This is a genomic window from Enterobacter sp. 4974935 (assembly GCF_058661735.1).
On the sequence record NZ_JBZWGT010000003.1, the window covers coordinates 590,349 to 606,657 of the forward strand.

Annotated in this window: 17 protein-coding genes and 1 other RNA gene; 14 read left to right on the forward strand and 4 right to left on the reverse strand. The window is 56.0% G+C overall.

The genetic code is table 11. From position 1 onward, the window contains the following. The first annotated feature begins 48 nt into the window (after positions 1-48). The 5 genes from pgk (at position 49) to AC4OVS_RS04035 (ending at position 5,021) form a co-directional block, all read left to right on the forward strand. The gene (pgk, locus tag AC4OVS_RS04015; protein ID WP_023298554.1) at positions 49-1,212 is read left to right on the forward strand and encodes a phosphoglycerate kinase; all 1,164 of its coding nucleotides are present in this window, start codon (positions 49-51) and stop codon (positions 1,210-1,212) included. Between the two features lie 92 nt (positions 1,213-1,304). Beyond that, a complete protein-coding gene (fbaA, locus tag AC4OVS_RS04020) occupies positions 1,305-2,384 on the forward strand; it encodes a class II fructose-bisphosphate aldolase (RefSeq protein WP_017692704.1) in 1,080 nt (359 codons plus the stop codon). Positions 2,385-2,572: 188 nt separating this feature from the next. Continuing rightward, the gene (locus AC4OVS_RS04025; RefSeq protein ID WP_022649325.1) at positions 2,573-3,427 is read left to right on the forward strand and encodes a small-conductance mechanosensitive channel MscS; all 855 of its coding nucleotides are present in this window, start codon (positions 2,573-2,575) and stop codon (positions 3,425-3,427) included. Positions 3,428-3,570: 143 nt separating this feature from the next. Continuing rightward, positions 3,571-4,206 (forward strand): arginine exporter ArgO, encoded by a 636-nt coding sequence (argO, locus tag AC4OVS_RS04030; RefSeq protein WP_003860085.1) that lies wholly within the window; start codon positions 3,571-3,573, stop codon positions 4,204-4,206. Between the two features lie 92 nt (positions 4,207-4,298). Further along, positions 4,299-5,021, forward strand: coding sequence for an oxidative stress defense protein (locus AC4OVS_RS04035; RefSeq protein ID WP_022649323.1), 723 nt, complete (start codon positions 4,299-4,301; stop codon positions 5,019-5,021). A gap of 42 nt (positions 5,022-5,063) precedes the next feature. Here AC4OVS_RS04035 and argP read toward each other — a convergent pair whose 3' ends face one another. Beyond that, complete coding sequence (gene argP, locus AC4OVS_RS04040; protein WP_003860089.1) at positions 5,064-5,957, reverse strand: DNA-binding transcriptional regulator ArgP; 894 nt, start codon at positions 5,955-5,957, stop codon at positions 5,064-5,066. A gap of 127 nt (positions 5,958-6,084) precedes the next feature. Here argP and rpiA point away from each other — a divergent pair, with 127 nt between their 5' ends. The 3 genes from rpiA to AC4OVS_RS04055 all read left to right on the forward strand — a co-directional run bounded on the left by rpiA (position 6,085) and on the right by AC4OVS_RS04055 (position 8,616). After that, positions 6,085-6,744, forward strand: coding sequence for a ribose-5-phosphate isomerase RpiA (rpiA, locus tag AC4OVS_RS04045; protein ID WP_022649322.1), 660 nt, complete (start codon positions 6,085-6,087; stop codon positions 6,742-6,744). 265 nt (positions 6,745-7,009) lie between these two features. Then, positions 7,010-8,242 carry a phosphoglycerate dehydrogenase gene (gene serA / locus AC4OVS_RS04050; RefSeq protein ID WP_022649321.1) on the forward strand — a complete coding sequence of 411 codons (1,233 nt, stop codon included), beginning with the start codon at positions 7,010-7,012 and terminating at the stop codon, positions 8,240-8,242. A gap of 14 nt (positions 8,243-8,256) precedes the next feature. Continuing rightward, positions 8,257-8,616 (forward strand): hypothetical protein, encoded by a 360-nt coding sequence (locus AC4OVS_RS04055; protein ID WP_491922194.1) that lies wholly within the window; start codon positions 8,257-8,259, stop codon positions 8,614-8,616. A gap of 34 nt (positions 8,617-8,650) precedes the next feature. Here the strand turns inward: AC4OVS_RS04055 and AC4OVS_RS04060 are convergent, their stop codons facing one another. From AC4OVS_RS04060 to zapA, 3 genes are all read right to left on the reverse strand, one after another. Then, on the reverse strand, positions 8,651-9,247 hold the full coding sequence (locus tag AC4OVS_RS04060) for a 5-formyltetrahydrofolate cyclo-ligase (protein WP_022649320.1): 597 nt from the start codon (positions 9,245-9,247) through the stop codon (positions 8,651-8,653). Between the two features lie 24 nt (positions 9,248-9,271). After that, positions 9,272-9,455, reverse strand: a non-coding RNA gene (gene ssrS, locus AC4OVS_RS04065) — 6S RNA. 41 nt (positions 9,456-9,496) lie between these two features. Then, a complete protein-coding gene (zapA, locus tag AC4OVS_RS04070) occupies positions 9,497-9,826 on the reverse strand; it encodes a cell division protein ZapA (RefSeq protein WP_003860096.1) in 330 nt (109 codons plus the stop codon). Positions 9,827-9,993: 167 nt separating this feature from the next. Here zapA and AC4OVS_RS04075 point away from each other — a divergent pair, with 167 nt between their 5' ends. The 6 genes from AC4OVS_RS04075 to gcvH all read left to right on the forward strand — a co-directional run bounded on the left by AC4OVS_RS04075 (position 9,994) and on the right by gcvH (position 16,212). Then, on the forward strand, positions 9,994-10,572 hold the full coding sequence (locus AC4OVS_RS04075) for a YecA/YgfB family protein (RefSeq protein WP_003860099.1): 579 nt from the start codon (positions 9,994-9,996) through the stop codon (positions 10,570-10,572). A 31-nt stretch (positions 10,573-10,603) separates the two neighbouring features. Continuing rightward, positions 10,604-11,917 carry a Xaa-Pro aminopeptidase gene (gene pepP / locus AC4OVS_RS04080; protein ID WP_491922753.1) on the forward strand — a complete coding sequence of 438 codons (1,314 nt, stop codon included), beginning with the start codon at positions 10,604-10,606 and terminating at the stop codon, positions 11,915-11,917. Further along, on the forward strand, positions 11,914-13,092 hold the full coding sequence (ubiH, locus tag AC4OVS_RS04085; RefSeq protein ID WP_063841971.1) for a 2-octaprenyl-6-methoxyphenyl hydroxylase: 1,179 nt from the start codon (positions 11,914-11,916) through the stop codon (positions 13,090-13,092). The genes pepP and ubiH overlap by 4 nt, the downstream gene beginning before the upstream one ends. Before the next feature lie 12 nt (positions 13,093-13,104). Then, complete coding sequence (gene ubiI / locus AC4OVS_RS04090; protein ID WP_022649317.1) at positions 13,105-14,307, forward strand: FAD-dependent 2-octaprenylphenol hydroxylase; 1,203 nt, start codon at positions 13,105-13,107, stop codon at positions 14,305-14,307. A 397-nt stretch (positions 14,308-14,704) separates the two neighbouring features. Further along, on the forward strand, positions 14,705-15,799 hold the full coding sequence (gene gcvT, locus AC4OVS_RS04095) for a glycine cleavage system aminomethyltransferase GcvT (RefSeq protein ID WP_023298548.1): 1,095 nt from the start codon (positions 14,705-14,707) through the stop codon (positions 15,797-15,799). A gap of 23 nt (positions 15,800-15,822) precedes the next feature. Beyond that, positions 15,823-16,212 (forward strand): glycine cleavage system protein GcvH, encoded by a 390-nt coding sequence (gene gcvH / locus AC4OVS_RS04100; protein ID WP_006811885.1) that lies wholly within the window; start codon positions 15,823-15,825, stop codon positions 16,210-16,212. The last annotated feature ends 97 nt before the right edge of the window (positions 16,213-16,309 follow it).

Here is a 16,309-nt window from a genome sequence, read left to right on the forward strand (position 1 = left end):
GCGCACCTTGCGCTTGCAAAACTTTAAGAATCAACGAGAGGATTCACCATGTCTGTAATTAAGATGACCGATCTGGATCTGGCAGGTAAACGCGTTTTCATCCGTGCCGATCTGAACGTACCGGTTAAAGATGGCAAAGTGACCAGCGACGCGCGTATCCGTGCATCTCTGCCAACCATTGAACTGGCTCTGAAGCAGGGCGCTAAAGTGATGGTCACCTCCCACCTGGGCCGTCCAACTGAAGGCGAGTACAACGAAGAGTTCTCTCTGCTGCCGGTTGTTAATTACCTGAAAGACAAACTGTCCAACCCGGTTCGCCTGGTGAAAGATTACCTGGACGGCGTGGAAGTTGCCGAAGGTGAGCTGGTTGTTCTGGAAAACGTTCGCTTCAACAAAGGCGAAAAGAAAGACGACGAAACCCTGTCCAAAAAATACGCTGCGCTGTGCGACGTATTCGTGATGGATGCATTCGGTACGGCTCACCGTGCGCAGGCTTCTACCCACGGTATCGGTAAATTCGCAGACGTCGCCTGTGCAGGTCCACTGCTGGCTGACGAACTGGAAGCGCTGGGTAAAGCACTGAAAGAACCTGCTCGTCCGATGGTCGCTATCGTTGGTGGTTCTAAAGTTTCTACCAAACTGACCGTTCTGGATTCCCTGTCCAAAATCGCTGACCAGCTGATCGTTGGCGGTGGTATCGCGAACACCTTCGTTGCTGCGCAAGGCCACAACGTGGGTAAATCCCTTTACGAAGCGGATCTGGTTGACGAAGCCAAACGCCTGCTGAGCACCTGTGATATCCCGGTTCCAACTGACGTTCGCGTGGCGACCGAGTTCTCCGAAACTGCTACCGCAACCCTTAAATCTGTTAATGACATCAAAGATGAAGAGCAGATTCTGGACCTGGGCGACGTTTCTGCACAGAAACTGGCTGAAATCCTGAAAAACGCAAAAACTATCCTGTGGAACGGTCCTGTCGGCGTGTTCGAATTCCCGAACTTCCGCAAAGGGACTGAAATCGTGGCTAACGCTATCGCAGACAGCGAAGCGTTCTCTATCGCAGGCGGTGGTGACACCCTGGCAGCTATCGACCTGTTCGGTATCGCTGACAAGATCTCCTACATCTCCACTGGTGGCGGCGCATTCCTCGAATTCGTGGAAGGCAAAGTCCTGCCAGCAGTAGCAATGCTCGAAGAGCGCGCTAAGAAGTAAGCCATTCAGGGGCAGGGAAACCTGCCCAATTTTCAGCGCGCTTATCAGAGCTCGCACCTTTTCTAACGGCCGAAGATACAGGACTAAGCAACATGTCTAAAATTTTTGATTTCGTAAAACCTGGCGTTATCACTGGTGATGACGTACAGAAAGTGTTCCAGGTAGCTAAAGAAAACAACTTCGCTCTGCCAGCAGTTAACTGCGTAGGTACCGACTCCATCAACGCCGTACTGGAAACCGCTGCAAAAGTCAAAGCACCGGTTATCGTTCAGTTCTCTAACGGCGGCGCTGCGTTCATCGCAGGTAAAGGCGTGAAAACTGACGTTCCTCAGGGCGCTGCTATCCTGGGTGCTATCTCTGGCGCACATCATGTTCACCAGATGGCTGAGCACTACGGTGTTCCGGTTATCCTGCACACTGACCACTGCGCGAAAAAACTGCTGCCATGGATCGACGGTCTGCTGGACGCAGGTGAAAAACACTTCGCAGCAACCGGTAAGCCACTGTTCTCTTCTCACATGATCGACCTGTCCGAAGAGTCTCTGGAAGAAAACATCGAGATCTGCTCTAAGTACCTGGCGCGTATGTCCAAAATGGGCATGACCCTGGAAATCGAACTGGGTTGCACCGGCGGTGAAGAAGACGGTGTGGACAACAGCCACATGGACGCTTCTGCTCTGTACACTCAGCCAGAAGACGTTGATTACGCTTACACCGAGCTGAGCAAAATCAGCCCACGCTTCACCATCGCAGCATCCTTCGGTAACGTGCACGGCGTGTACAAGCCAGGTAACGTGGTTCTGACCCCGACCATCCTGCGTGATTCTCAGGAATATGTGTCTAAGAAACACAACCTGCCGCACAACAGCCTGAACTTCGTCTTCCACGGCGGTTCCGGTTCTTCTGCTCAGGAAATCAAAGATTCCGTAAGCTACGGCGTAGTGAAAATGAACATCGATACCGACACCCAGTGGGCAACCTGGGACGGTATCCTGCAATACTACAAAACCAACGAAGCTTACCTGCAAGGTCAGCTGGGCAACCCGAAAGGCGAAGACCAGCCGAACAAGAAATACTACGATCCACGCGTATGGCTGCGCGCTGCCCAGACTTCTATGATTACTCGTCTGGAGCAGGCTTTCAAAGAACTGAACGCGGTTGACGTTCTGTAATTTGTACTGCTGACAGCACATCAGAAGGCCCGCAAATGCGGGCCTTTTTTTATGCTTTTTCAATATCCTGCAATACCTGATTTTGTGATCTGTTTGGCATTACCCGCTCTTTTTGTTTACCCTTTACTGACCTGCCTGTCCCCTTAAGGGATAGATTTTGTGTTTTGGTTTAGCAAAAGGAAGAATAAATGGAACAACTTGATGTTGTAGACAGCATCAATCACGCGGGTAACTGGCTGGTGCGCAACCAGGCGCTACTGCTGAGCTACGCTGTGAATATTGTTGCCGCTATTGCCATCATCATTGTCGGGATGATCGTGGCGCGTATCGTATCGAACGCGGTCAATCGAGTGATGGTTGCACGTCACATTGACGCCACGGTCGCCGATTTCCTCTCCGCGCTTGTGCGTTACGGCATCATCGCCTTTACGCTGATTGCGGCGCTGGGGCGTGTCGGCGTGCAGACGGCATCCGTCATCGCTGTGCTCGGTGCTGCCGGTCTGGCCATTGGTCTGGCATTACAGGGTTCGCTGTCGAACCTGGCGGCGGGCGTACTGCTGGTAACCTTCCGTCCGTTCCGTTCCGGTGAATACGTGGATTTAGGCGGGATCGCGGGTACCGTGTTGCAGGTACAGATTTTCTCTACCACTCTGCGTACTGTCGACGGTCGTATTGTGGTGGTACCGAACGGGAAAATCATTGCCGGCAATATCATTAACTTCTCCCGCGAGCCGGTGCGTCGTAACGAGCTGATCATCAGCGTGGCGTACGATTCCGATATCGATCAGGTGAAGTCTCTGATTACCAACATCATTGCTTCAGATGACCGTATTCTGAAGGACCGCGAGCAGACCGTTCGTCTGAATGAACTGGGCGCATCATCCATTAATTTTGTGGTGCGCATCTGGAGCAAAAGCAGCGATCTGCAAAACGTATACTGGGATGTGCTGGAGCGCATTAAGCGTGACTTCGATGCCAACGGCATCAGCTTCCCGTACCCGCAGATGGACGTAAACGTCAAAAAAGTCAAAGAAGCAGAGTAACGTCTCCGTAGGCCCGGTAAGCATCAGCGACACCGGGCTTTTCTTTTATTAGCCTCGCTAATCCCCAATTAATATTATCCATTTCCTCTAATGTCGTTCCCGCAGTATAGTCTGCCCCAGGACAACTCTGCGAGAATTACGTTATGTTATCTTACTATTTTCAAGGGCTTGCGTTAGGTGCGGCCATGATCCTTCCCCTTGGTCCACAAAATGCGTTCGTGATGAATCAGGGCATTCGCCGTCAGTACCATCTGATGATTGCCTTGCTGTGCGCGGTGAGCGATCTGCTGCTGATTTGCGCCGGGATTTTTGGCGGCAGCGCCCTGTTGATGCAGTCGCCGTGGCTGCTGGCACTGGTTACCTGGGGCGGCGTAGCGTTTCTGCTGTGGTACGGGTTTGGCGCCCTGAAAACGGCCATGAGCAGCAATCTTGAGCTGGCGAGCGCCGAAGTGATGAAGCAAGGGCGCTGGAAGATTATCGTCACCATGCTCGCCGTGACATGGCTTAACCCGCACGTTTATCTTGATACGTTCGTGGTGCTCGGCAGCCTGGGTGGACAGCTGGACGTTGAGCCGAAACGCTGGTTTGCGCTCGGTACGGTCAGCGCCTCCTTCCTCTGGTTCTTTGGTCTTGCGATCCTGGCGGCGTGGCTGGCGCCACGACTGCGTACCGCCAAAGCGCAGCGCATTATCAATACCCTGGTGGGGCTGGTGATGTGGTTTATTGCCTTCCAGCTGGCGAAAGAGGGCATTCATCACGTACAGGGATTGTTCAACTAAGCGTTGTCTTATGGACATCTGAACAAGACCCGCTAAGCTTGCTGGCATGAGCCCTGTTAACAGGGCACTCTTCGCAACATGGAGGAATGACAGTGAAGTTTAAGGTGATGGCCCTGGCGGCATTAGTAAGTTTAGGTGCGGTGTCGGTGCAGGCGAATGAACTGCCAAACGGCCCGCACATTGTCACTTCAGGTACGGCAAGCGTGGATGCGGTACCGGATGTTGCAACCCTGGCAATTGAAGTGAACGTGGCGGCGAAAGATGCTGCTTCCGCCAAGAAACAGGCAGACGATCGTGTTGCGCAATACCTCTCTTTCCTGGAACAGAACGGTGTCGCGAAAAAAGACATCAGCTCTGCGAACCTGCGTACTCAACCGGATTACGATTACCAGAACGGCAAAAGCATCCTGAAAGGCTATCGCGCCGTGCGTACTGTAGAAGTGACCGTCCGCCAGCTTGATAAGCTCAACGGATTGCTGGATGGTGCGCTGAAGGCAGGGCTGAACGAAATTCGTTCCGTCTCGCTGGGCGTTGCGCAACCGGAGAAGTATAAAGACGAAGCGCGTAAAGCGGCGATTGATGATGCCATTCATCAGGCACAGCAGCTGGCATCCGGCTTCAAGAGCAAGCTCGGTCCGGTTTACAGCGTGCGTTACCACGTCTCAAACTACCAGCCAAGCCCGATGGTGCGGATGATGAAAGCGGACGCCGCGCCGGTTTCTGCTCAGGAAACCTACGAGCAGCCAACCATTCAGTTCGACGATCAGGTTGATGTGGTGTTCCAGCTGGAGCCGACTGAAAAGCCAGCTCAGTAACCCGTAGGCCGGGTAAGGCGAAGCCGCCACCCGGCTTGTTTTTCAATCCTGTCTTAACACCTTATGCCCAAACGCCAGCAGCGCGTCGGTGACGTTGCGCATCATGCGGCTTTCCGGCGCAAAACGGTGCCAGTACAACATCCGGCGCTGATACAGCCCCGGAGTTAAATCAATCAGCTCACCGCTTTTCAACTCTTTCTCAATCTGCAGATGCGGGATCATGCAGCAGGTGGTTCCCTGACGTGCAAGCTGCACAAAGGCTTCGGACGAGTTAACGATATGACACGGCACGCTGCCCGGCGGCAGATCGAAGTTTTGCTGCAGGAAGGCCTGATGCATATCGTCCAGATGGTCGAACGCGACGGCAGGGGCTTTTAGCAGCGCGGCGCGGGTCACACCGTTCGGGAAATAGCGCTCGGCAAAGGCTTTTGAACCGACGAAGAGGTAATCCAGCGCGCCCAACTGATCCACCAGACAGCTTGGCAGCGCCTGAGGCTGAATACTGACGGCACCAACCACTTCGCCGCGACGCAGACGTTCCTGGGTGCGGGTTTCATCTTCAACCTGGAGATTCAGGCGGATAGGGGAGTCGGCCAGCACCGGCGCAAGGGCCGGCAGCAGCCAGGTTGCCAGACTGTCGGCGTTCACCGCCAGCGACAGCAGCAGCGGCGTGGAGCCGGTCTGTTCATCGCCCAGCCACTCATCTTCCAGCAGTTCAACCTGACGTAGCAGGGCGAGGAGCTTTTGTCCTTGCTCCGTTGGACGCGGCGGTACGGTACGCACCAGCAGCGGCTGCCCGAACATGTTTTCAAGCTGTTTGATACGCTGTGATACGGCGGACTGGGTGATGCACAGCTTTTGCGCCGCGCGCTCAAAACCGCGTTCACGAATAACTGCATCAAGTGCCTGTAGTGTTCTGTAGTCCGGACGTTTCATTGCTCTGGCTGACTCCTTAATTTTGCTTAATCTGCACTATGACACAATTTTCCCTTCGTGGCAGACGAAATCCATTCGACGTGTTCTATAATGCGCCCTGAGTTTTCACACCACAGGCAAAACGATCATGACGCAGGATGAACTGAAAAAAGCAGTAGGATGGGCGGCTCTCCAGTACGTACAGCCGGGTACCATTGTCGGTGTTGGTACGGGATCGACGGCGGCGCACTTTATCGATGCGCTGGGCACGATGAAGGGGCAAATCGAGGGCGCGGTTTCGAGCTCCGATGCTTCCACGGAAAAGCTGAAAAGCCTCGGCATCACTGTTTTCGACCTCAACGAAGTGGACCGTCTGGGCATTTACGTTGATGGCGCGGATGAAATCAACGGCCACATGCAGATGATCAAAGGCGGTGGCGCGGCGCTGACCCGCGAAAAAATCATTGCCTCCGTGGCGGATAAGTTCATCTGCATCGCGGACGCCTCCAAGCAGGTCGACATTCTGGGGAGTTTCCCGCTGCCGGTCGAAGTGATCCCGATGGCGCGCAGTGCCGTGGCACGTCAACTGGTGAAGCTGGGTGGTCGTCCGGAATACCGTCAGGGTGTGGTGACCGACAACGGCAACGTGATCCTCGACGTTCACGGCCTTGAGATCCTCGATGCCATTGCGCTGGAAAATGCGATCAACGGCATTCCGGGCGTCGTTACCGTAGGGTTATTTGCCAACCGTGGCGCGGACGTGGCGCTGATCGGCACGGCTGACGGTGTAAAAACCATCGTAAAATGATCTGACGGGGGGAGCGCTCCCCCCGCTAAAAAATTTTGAAAAGCTAAATTCGGTGACTTGTGTCACGTTTTTCCGCCTCTTTTGCCGATCCTGCCGCGTTTGTAAATTTCCATAGCATTTTCCTCTGTCATTTTGCTCTGTATGACTTTTCTTCAGAGTGCCGACGCAAACGTTCATATTGCTGCAATAGTTTTTTTTGATATGTTGGCTGCACGGGATTTATATCCAGCACAACATCAGTTCAGATAAAAACAGGGTCGGGTAAATGGCAAAGGTATCACTGGAGAAAGACAAGATTAAATTCCTGCTGGTTGAAGGCGTGCACCAGAAAGCGCTCGATAGCCTTCGCGCTGCAGGTTACACCAACATCGAATTTCACAAAGGCGCGCTGGATACTGAAGAGCTGAAAGCGTCCATCCGTGATGCCCATTTCATTGGCCTGCGATCCCGTACCCAACTGACTGAAGACGTTATTGCTGCGGCGGAAAAGCTGGTGGCGATTGGCTGTTTCTGTATCGGTACCAATCAGGTTGATCTGAATGCCGCCGCAAAACGCGGTATCCCGGTTTTTAACGCCCCGTTCTCCAACACCCGTTCCGTGGCGGAGCTGGTGATTGGCGAGCTGCTGCTACTCCTTCGCGGTATTCCGGAAGCTAACGCCAAAGCGCACCGCGGCGTGTGGAATAAGCTGGCCGCGGGCTCCTACGAAGCGCGTGGTAAAAAACTCGGGATTATTGGTTACGGCCACATCGGTACGCAGCTTGGTATTCTGGCGGAATCCCTTGGCATGCACGTGTTTTTCTACGATATCGAAAACAAACTGCCGCTGGGTAACGCGACGCAGGTGCAGCATCTTTCTGACCTGCTGAACATGAGCGACGTGGTCAGCCTGCACGTGCCGGAAAATGCGTCCACAAAAAACATGATGGGAGCGGAAGAGCTGGCGCTGATGAAGCCGGGCTCACTGCTGATCAACGCCGCGCGCGGTACAGTAGTCGATATTCCTGCGCTGTGCGATGCGCTGAAGCGTAAGCATCTGGCGGGTGCGGCGATTGACGTGTTCCCGACGGAACCGGCCACCAACAGCGATCCGTTCACCTCTCCACTGTGCGAGTTCGACAACGTGATCCTGACGCCGCACATCGGCGGTTCTACTCAGGAAGCGCAGGAGAATATCGGCCTGGAAGTGGCGGGCAAGCTGAGCAAATATTCCGACAACGGTTCAACGCTCTCTGCGGTAAACTTCCCGGAGGTGTCTCTGCCGCTACACGGCGGGCGTCGTCTGCTGCACATTCACGAAAACCGTCCGGGCGTGCTGACTGCTATCAACCAGATCTTTGCCGAACAGGGCGTCAACATTGCCGCGCAGTATCTGCAAACGAACGCGCAGATGGGTTATGTGGTGATTGATATTGAAGCGGATGAAGACATTGCTGAGAAAGCATTGCAGAGCATGAAGGCCATTCCGGGGACGATTCGCGCGCGTCTGCTGTACTGATAGTGCGGTCTGTGGTGTCGGGTGGCGCTTACGCTTACCCGACCTGCAATGTTCGTGCGGTCTGTGTGTCGGGTGGCGCTTACGCTTACCCGACCTACAATGTTCGTGCGGTCTGTGTATCGGGTGGCGCTTACGCTTACCCGACCTACAACGGTCGTGCGATCTGTGTGTCGGGTGGCGCTCACGCTTACCCGACCTACAATGTTCGTGCGGTCTGTGTATCGGGTGGCGCTTACGCTTACCCGACCTACAATGTTCGTGCGGTCTGTGTATCGGGTGGCGCTTACGCTTACCCGACCTACAATGTTCGTGCGGTCTGTGTGTCGGGTGGCGCTCACGCTTACCCGACCTACAATGTTCGAGGATTTATGTAGGCCGGGTAAGGCGTAGCCGCCACCCGGCTTTGTTCTACCAGGTCCAGGTTTTACTGGGCGTCACCACCGCCGGCAACGGCACATCCCATTTCTCCACGGGTAATGCCTCCACGCCCTGGCAATCATGCGCATAGCCCACCGGCTGCAACCCGTACTGCTGCCAGTTTTGTAGCGTTCTGTCGTAAAAACCACCGCCCATACCTAATCGCTGTCCCTGCTCGTCAAACGCCACCAGCGGCGTAATCAGCACATCCAGTTCAGATAGCGGCAGCACATCGCGCACGTCGAGTTTGGGTTCGGTGATTTTCAGACGATTCACCACCAGCTCGCTGTGCGGATGGTAGTGCAGAAACAGCAGATTGCCCCGGCTAAAGGGATGCAGCACCGGCAGATAAACTTTTTTCCCGGCGCGCCAGAGCTGGTCGATAAGCGGTTGGGTATCCAGCTCACCATCAAACGAAAGAAACAAGGCGACGGTGTTTGCCATCACCACAGGCGGATAGGCCATCATACGGGCGGCGGCCTGCTGGGCAAACTGTGCCTGTTGTTCGGCGCTTAAGGCACGACGACGCTGGCGAATGAGCTGACGGATATCCTGGCGTGAAGCAGAAACTTCAGGGAATTGAGTCATGGTAGTTGGTAGAAGAAGAGAGAGGGAATCTCCGAGATGCCGCCGCAGGCTGTAACCCTTGAACCCTTGGTTCAAGGTGAATGTGTCGTCATAGTTTTAAGGCTTCTCGGACGGACCGAGCATGCTCACCAACCATGGAGCGCCACATTCTTGTGGTATGAAATATCGGCTCAGGGGACTGGCCCGCTTGCAAACATCTCAGAGAAATTTTGTCTTCACAGTTACTCTACCATAGTCAACTGAGAAGTGTTATTCAAACTTTGGTCCCGGTCTTTCAGGACTGCGACCTTGATCAAGCAATGCCTGTTCAATGGTCTGCTGGAGCATTTTAATGCGCTGCTCCATGCTTGCCGCGTAATCGCGGGTCTTCGCTTTTTCCTGAGTCAGTTCATAGCTGATGTTCAACGCGGCGATGAAAACCAGCTGCTCAGTATTTGTGACTCTAGTGCGTTCTTTTAGATCTTGCAACCGCTGATTCAAATCGTCCGCAGCCTGATTCAAAGCATCCCTTTGTTCAGGCGGACAATTCACTCGCAGTGAACGGCCAAAAATCTGGAGATCGACGGGTTGTGCAGACATGCCACCTTCCTGCTGATTGACTGCGCTGCCTTCGCTTACTGCCCCGGGGGCTGCGAAGGGGCGACACTATAGCTACCCTGATGTGAAGATACAAGCCCTTTTCTGGTATCACCAGGGTCCAAAGTGGTAGCATATCATGAATATCCTCCCTTTGATGACGAATGCGTATGTCTATACAGAACGAAATGCCTGGTTACAAGGATTTAAACCAGTTACTGAACCAGCAGGGAGTCGGTCTAACCCCTGCCGAAATGCACGGTCTGATCAGCGGCATACTGTGCGGCGGAAACAGCGACAGCTCATGGCAGCCGCTGATCCACGACCTCACCAACGAAGGGCTGGCGTTTGGCCACGAACTGGCGGAAGCGCTGCGTAAAATGCACGCCGCAACCAGCGATTCCCTGGAAGACGATGGCTTTCTTTTTCAGCTTTATCTGCCTGAAGGCGACGATGTCAGCGTCTTCGATCGCGCCGATGCGCTCGCGGGTTGGGTAAACCACTATCTTCTTGGCCTGGGCGTAACCCAGCCTAAACTGGATAAAGTGACCGGCGAAGCGGGTGAAGCGATCGACGATCTGCGTAACATCGCCCAGCTCGGCTACGATGAAGACGAAGACCAGGAAGAGCTGGAAATGTCTCTCGAAGAGATCATCGAGTACGTGCGCGTGGCGTCTCTGCTGTGCCACGACAACTTTACGCGCTCGCAGCCGACCGCGCCGGAAGTTCGCAAGCCAACATTACACTAAGAAAAATAACGCACAGGAGGGTGTCATGGTTATCTCCAGTCAAGAGTATTCTCGCCGTCGTCAGGCGCTGCTGGCAAAAATGCAGCCGGGAAGCGCTGCCCTGATTTTCGCCGCGCCGGAAGTGACGCGCAGCGCCGACAGCGAATACCCCTATCGCCAGAGCAGTGATTTCTGGTACTTCACCGGGTTTAACGAGCCGGAAGCGGTACTGGTGCTGATTAAAAGCAATGGCACCCACAACCACAGCGTGATTTTTAACCGCGTGCGCGATCTGACCGCGGAAATCTGGTTTGGCCGCCGCTTAGGGCAGGAGGCGGCGCCGGAAAAACTGGGCGTGGACCGCGCGCTGGCCTACAGCGAAATCAACCAGCAGCTCTATCAATTGCTCAACGGCCTGGACGTGCTCTATCACGCGCAGGGTGAATACGCGTATGCGGATGAGATTGTTTTCACTGCGCTGGATAAGCTGCGTAAAGGCTCACGTCAGAATTTGTCTGCACCCGCAACCCTGACAGACTGGCGACCGGTGGTGCATGAGATGCGCCTGTTTAAGTCTGAAGAAGAGCTGAACGTGATGCGCCGCGCGGGCGAAATCAGCGCCCTGGCGCATACCCGCGCCATGGAAAAGTGCCGTCCCGGTATGTTCGAGTACCAGCTTGAAGGGGAAATTCACCATGAATTTAACCGTCACGGCGCGCGCTTCCCGTCCTATAACACCATCGTAGGCGGCGGGGAAAACGGCTGCATTCTGCACTACACCGAAAACGAAAGTGAACTGCGCGACGGCGATCTGGTGCTGATTGACGCCGGCTGTGAATATCAGGGTTACGCGGGCGACATCACCCGTACCTTCCCGGTGAACGGTAAATTCACCCCAGCGCAGCGTGAAATCTATGACATCGTGCTTGAGTCTCTGGAGACCGCGCTGACGCTGTTCCGCCCTGGCACCTCCATTCAGGAGGTTACGGGCGAGGTGGTGCGCATCATGATTACCGGGCTGGTGAAGCTTGGCATTCTGAAAGGCGATGTGGACACCCTTATAACCGAAAACGCCCATCGCCCGTACTTTATGCACGGCCTGAGCCACTGGCTGGGGCTGGATGTGCATGACGTGGGGGCATACGGTCCGGAACGTTCGCGCGTGCTGGAGCCTGGCATGGTGCTGACCGTTGAGCCGGGGCTGTACATCGCGCCGGATGCCGACGTGCCGGAACAGTACCGCGGGATCGGCATTCGTATTGAAGATGACATCGTCATCACCGAAACCGGTAACGAAAACCTGACCGCGACCGTGGTGAAAAAAGCCGACGACATCGAGGCGCTGATGGCGGCGGCACGCGGATGAGCGTGATCATCGTTGGCGGAGGCATGACCGGCGCTACTCTGGCGTTGGCTATTTCGCAGTTAACCCAGGGCCAGCTTCCGGTGCATCTGGTTGAGGCGGTCGCGCCGCAGGCGGCCGATCATCCCGGTTTCGACGCCCGCGCTATCGCGCTGGCGCAGGGAACCTGCCAGCAGCTTGCGCGCATTGGCATCTGGCAGGCGATAGCGGACTGCGCGACGGCCATCGGCACCGTTCACGTCAGCGATCGCGGCCATGCCGGGTTTGTGACGCTGGATGCCCACGATTACCGAATTGAGGCACTGGGGCAGGTTGTCGAGCTGCATGACGTAGGGCTGCGGCTGTTCCGTCTTTTACAGGACGCGCCTGGCGTCACGCTGCACTGTCCGGCGCGCGTCGCCAGCTTTAACCGCCGTGACGAAGCCGTCAGCGTGACGCTGGACAACGGCACCACGCTGGAGGGGGAACTGCTGGTGGCGGCGGATGGTTCACGCTCCGCGATCGCCACGCAGTGCGGCGTCGAATTGCGCTCTGAACCCTATGGGCAGGTGGCGGTCATCGCTAACGTCTCTACGGCTGGCGCGCATAACGGCAGGGCATTTGAGCGCTTCACGGAGCACGGCCCGCTGGCCATGCTGCCGATGTCGAACGGGCGCTGCTCGCTGGTGTGGTGCCATGCGCAGGACCGGGCCGATGAGGTTCTCTCCTGGTCCGACGAACGTTTTAGTTCCGAGCTGCAAAAAGCCTTCGGCTGGCGGCTTGGGCGTATCACCCAGGCCGGAAAACGCGTGGCCTATCCGCTCGCGCTGACGACCGCATCGCAGACTGTCTCCCATCGCGTCGCTCTGGTCGGCAACGCCGCGCAGACGCTGCACCCCATCGCCGGGCAAGGCTTTAACCTTGGCCTGCGCGACGTGATGAGCCTGGCTGAGCTACTGGCGCAGACGTGGAGCGAACAACAGGATTGTGGCGCATACTCAGTGCTGAGCCATTACCAGAAACGACGTCAGGCGGACAAAGCGGCGACCATTGGCGTTACCGACGGTTTAGTCCACCTGTTTGCCAATCGCTGGGCACCGCTGGTTGCGGGTCGCAACCTTGGGCTGATGGCGATGGAACTGTTCATTCCGGCACGTGACGTGCTGGCGCAGCGGACCCTGGGTTGGGTCGCGCGTTAAGGAGTAATCACCGTGCAAAATGTTGATGTCGCCATTGTCGGCGGCGGAATGGTAGGACTGGCGCTGGCCTGTGGTTTACAGGGCAGCGGCCTGCGCGTGGCGGTGCTTGAGCAAAACGCGCCGCAGCCCGTGGCGCAGGATGCACCGCCGGAGCTGCGCGTCTCGGCGATCAATGCCGCCAGCGAAAAGCTACTGACGCACCTTGGCGTCTGGTCTGAAATCGTGGCGCTGCGTGCCAGCTGTTACCATGGCATGGAAGTGTGGGATAAAGACAGCTTCGGCCATATCGCGTTTGACGATGAAAGCATGGGCTACAGCCACCTTGGGCACATCGTTGAAAACGCGGTGATCCACCACGCGCTGTGGCAAAAAGCGCAGCAGTGCAGCGACGTCACGCTGATCGCACCGGCGAAACTTCAGCAGGTGGCGTGGGGCGAAAACGACGCGTTTATCACTCTTGAAAGCGGCGACATGCTGACCGCGCGGCTGGTAGTGGGTGCCGACGGCGCCAATTCCTGGCTGCGTAACAAAGCGGATATTCCGCTGACCTTCTGGGATTACCGTCATCACGCCCTGGTTGCCACAATCCGCACCGAAGAGCCGCACGGCGGCGTGGCGCGCCAGATTTTCCACAATGATGGCATTCTGGCCTTCCTGCCGCTTGCTGATCCGCATCTCTGCTCCATCGTCTGGTCTTTAGAGCCGGAGAAAGCGCAGCAGATGCAGGAGGCGACGCCGGACGCCTTTAATCAGGCGCTATGCGTGGCGTTTGATAACCGTCTGGGCCTGTGCACGCTTGAAAGCGAACGCCAGGCGTTTCCGTTAACCGGTCGCTACGCGCGTCAGTTTGCGGCGCACCGTCTGGCGTTGGTGGGGGATGCGGCGCATACGATTCATCCGCTGGCCGGGCAGGGGGTGAACCTCGGCTTTATGGACGCGGCCGAGCTGGTTGAAGAGCTGCGTCGTCTGCATCGGGAAGGTAAAGATATTGGTCAGCATCTGTATCTGCGTCGCTACGAGCGCAGCCGCAAACACAGTGCGGCGATGATGCTGGCGGGTATGCAGGGCTTCCGCGAGCTATTTGCCGGAGCGAACCCGGCGAAAAAACTGCTGCGCGATATCGGCCTCAAACTGGCCGACACCCTTCCCGGCGTCAAACCGCAGCTTCTTCGTCAGGCAATGGGCCTTAACGATCTTCCCGACTGGTTACGTTAATCTCGATCCCCGTCACACTTTATTTTCCCGGCCTTCGCGCCGGGGAAATCTCCTCGTTTGAAATAATCTAATTTCACGTCATTTTTCGCATTAGAAAATCTAATCTTACTATTTTTATGTTACGGAAATTCGGCCCGTTTTTCCGCACGAAATATCACCATCTGCTAAATCCTGTTAGCTCGATGTTAATTTTATGCGGGTTTAATCGCATTTTACCAGTGAATAACTCTGTAGGCTTTTCAGCGAATTTTGGTCATAAGCTAATGTGATGACCCGTTTTACCTTATGGTTAACCGCCGGTTTCGGTGGTAAGTTCAGGTAAAAGAGAACGTTTGCGTCGGCCCCCGATCGCGAGGTCGACACCGGGTTTCACGGTGAATTTTTCAACGAGGAAAAGATGGCTCAACAGACTCCTTTGTACGAACAGCACGTGTTATGCGGCGCCCGCATGGTGGACTTCCACGGCTGGATGATGCCGCTGCACTACGGCTCGCAGATTGATGAGCACCACGCGGTGCGCACCGATGCCGGTATGTTCGACGTGTCTCATATGACGATTGTCGACCTGCGCGGAAGCCGCACCCGGGAGTTTTTGCGTTATCTGCTGGCAAACGACGTCGCCAAACTAAAAACGCCGGGCAAAGCGCTCTATACCGGCATGCTCAATGCCTCTGGCGGCGTGATTGACGACCTCATCGTCTACTACTTCACCGAAGATTTCTTCCGCCTCGTTGTAAACTCCGCCACCCGCGAAAAAGACCTCTCCTGGATTTCCCAACACGCTGAACCTTACGCCATCGACATCACCGTTCGTGACGATCTGTCGCTGATTGCGGTGCAGGGGCCAAACGCCCAGGCGAAATCCGCGTCTCTGTTCAGCGACGAGCAGCGCAAAGCAACCGAAGGCATGAAGCCGTTCTTCGGCGTGCAGGCGGGGGATCTGTTTATCGCCACCACCGGCTACACCGGTGAAGCGGGCTACGAAATTGCAATGCCAAACGAAAAGGCCGCCGATTTCTGGCGTGCGCTGGTGGAGGCGGGTGTGAAGCCTGCGGGCCTGGGCGCGCGCGATACGCTGCGTCTGGAAGCGGGGATGAACCTCTACGGTCAGGAGATGGACGAAGGCGTCTCACCGCTGGCGGCCAACATGGGCTGGACCATCGCGTGGGAACCGGCTGACCGTGATTTTATTGGCCGTGAAGCGCTGGAGATGCAGCGCGAGAAGGGCACTGAACAGCTGGTTGGCCTGGTGATGAAAGAAAAAGGCGTTCTGCGCGGCGAGCTGCCGGTGCGCTTCACCGATGCCGATGGCAATCATCGCGAAGGCGTGATCACCAGCGGAACGTTCTCCCCGACGCTCGGCTACAGTATTGCACTGGCACGCGTGCCAGCGGGGATTGGCGAAACGGCGGTGGTGCAGATCCGCAACCGCGAAATGCCGGTCAACGTGACCAAACCGATTTTTGTTCGCGCCGGTAAGCCGGTCGCCTAACTATTTTTATCAGGAGAACTTCAATGAGCAATGTGCCAGCAGAACTGAAATACAGCAAAGAACACGAGTGGCTGCGCAAAGAGGCGGACGGCACTTACACCGTTGGGATCACCGAGCACGCGCAGGAACTGCTGGGCGACATGGTGTTTGTTGACCTGCCGGAAGTGGGCGCAACCGTGAGCGCAGGCGACGACTGTGCGGTGGCGGAATCCGTTAAAGCGGCCTCTGACATCTACGCTCCGGTGAGCGGTGAAATTGTTGCCGTGAACGACGCGCTGAGCGACTCCCCGGAGCTGGTGAACAGCGAGCCTTATGAAGGCGGCTGGATCTTTAAGATCAAAGCCAGCGACGAAGCGCAGGTTGCCGCGCTGCTGGATGCGACCGCGTACGAAGCACTACTGGAAGACGAATAACGTTGTGCCGGATGGCGCTGCGCTTATCCGGCCTACAGATCTACGTAGGCCCGGTAAGCGTTAGCGCCACCGGGCAACAGCGTTACAGATAATTACG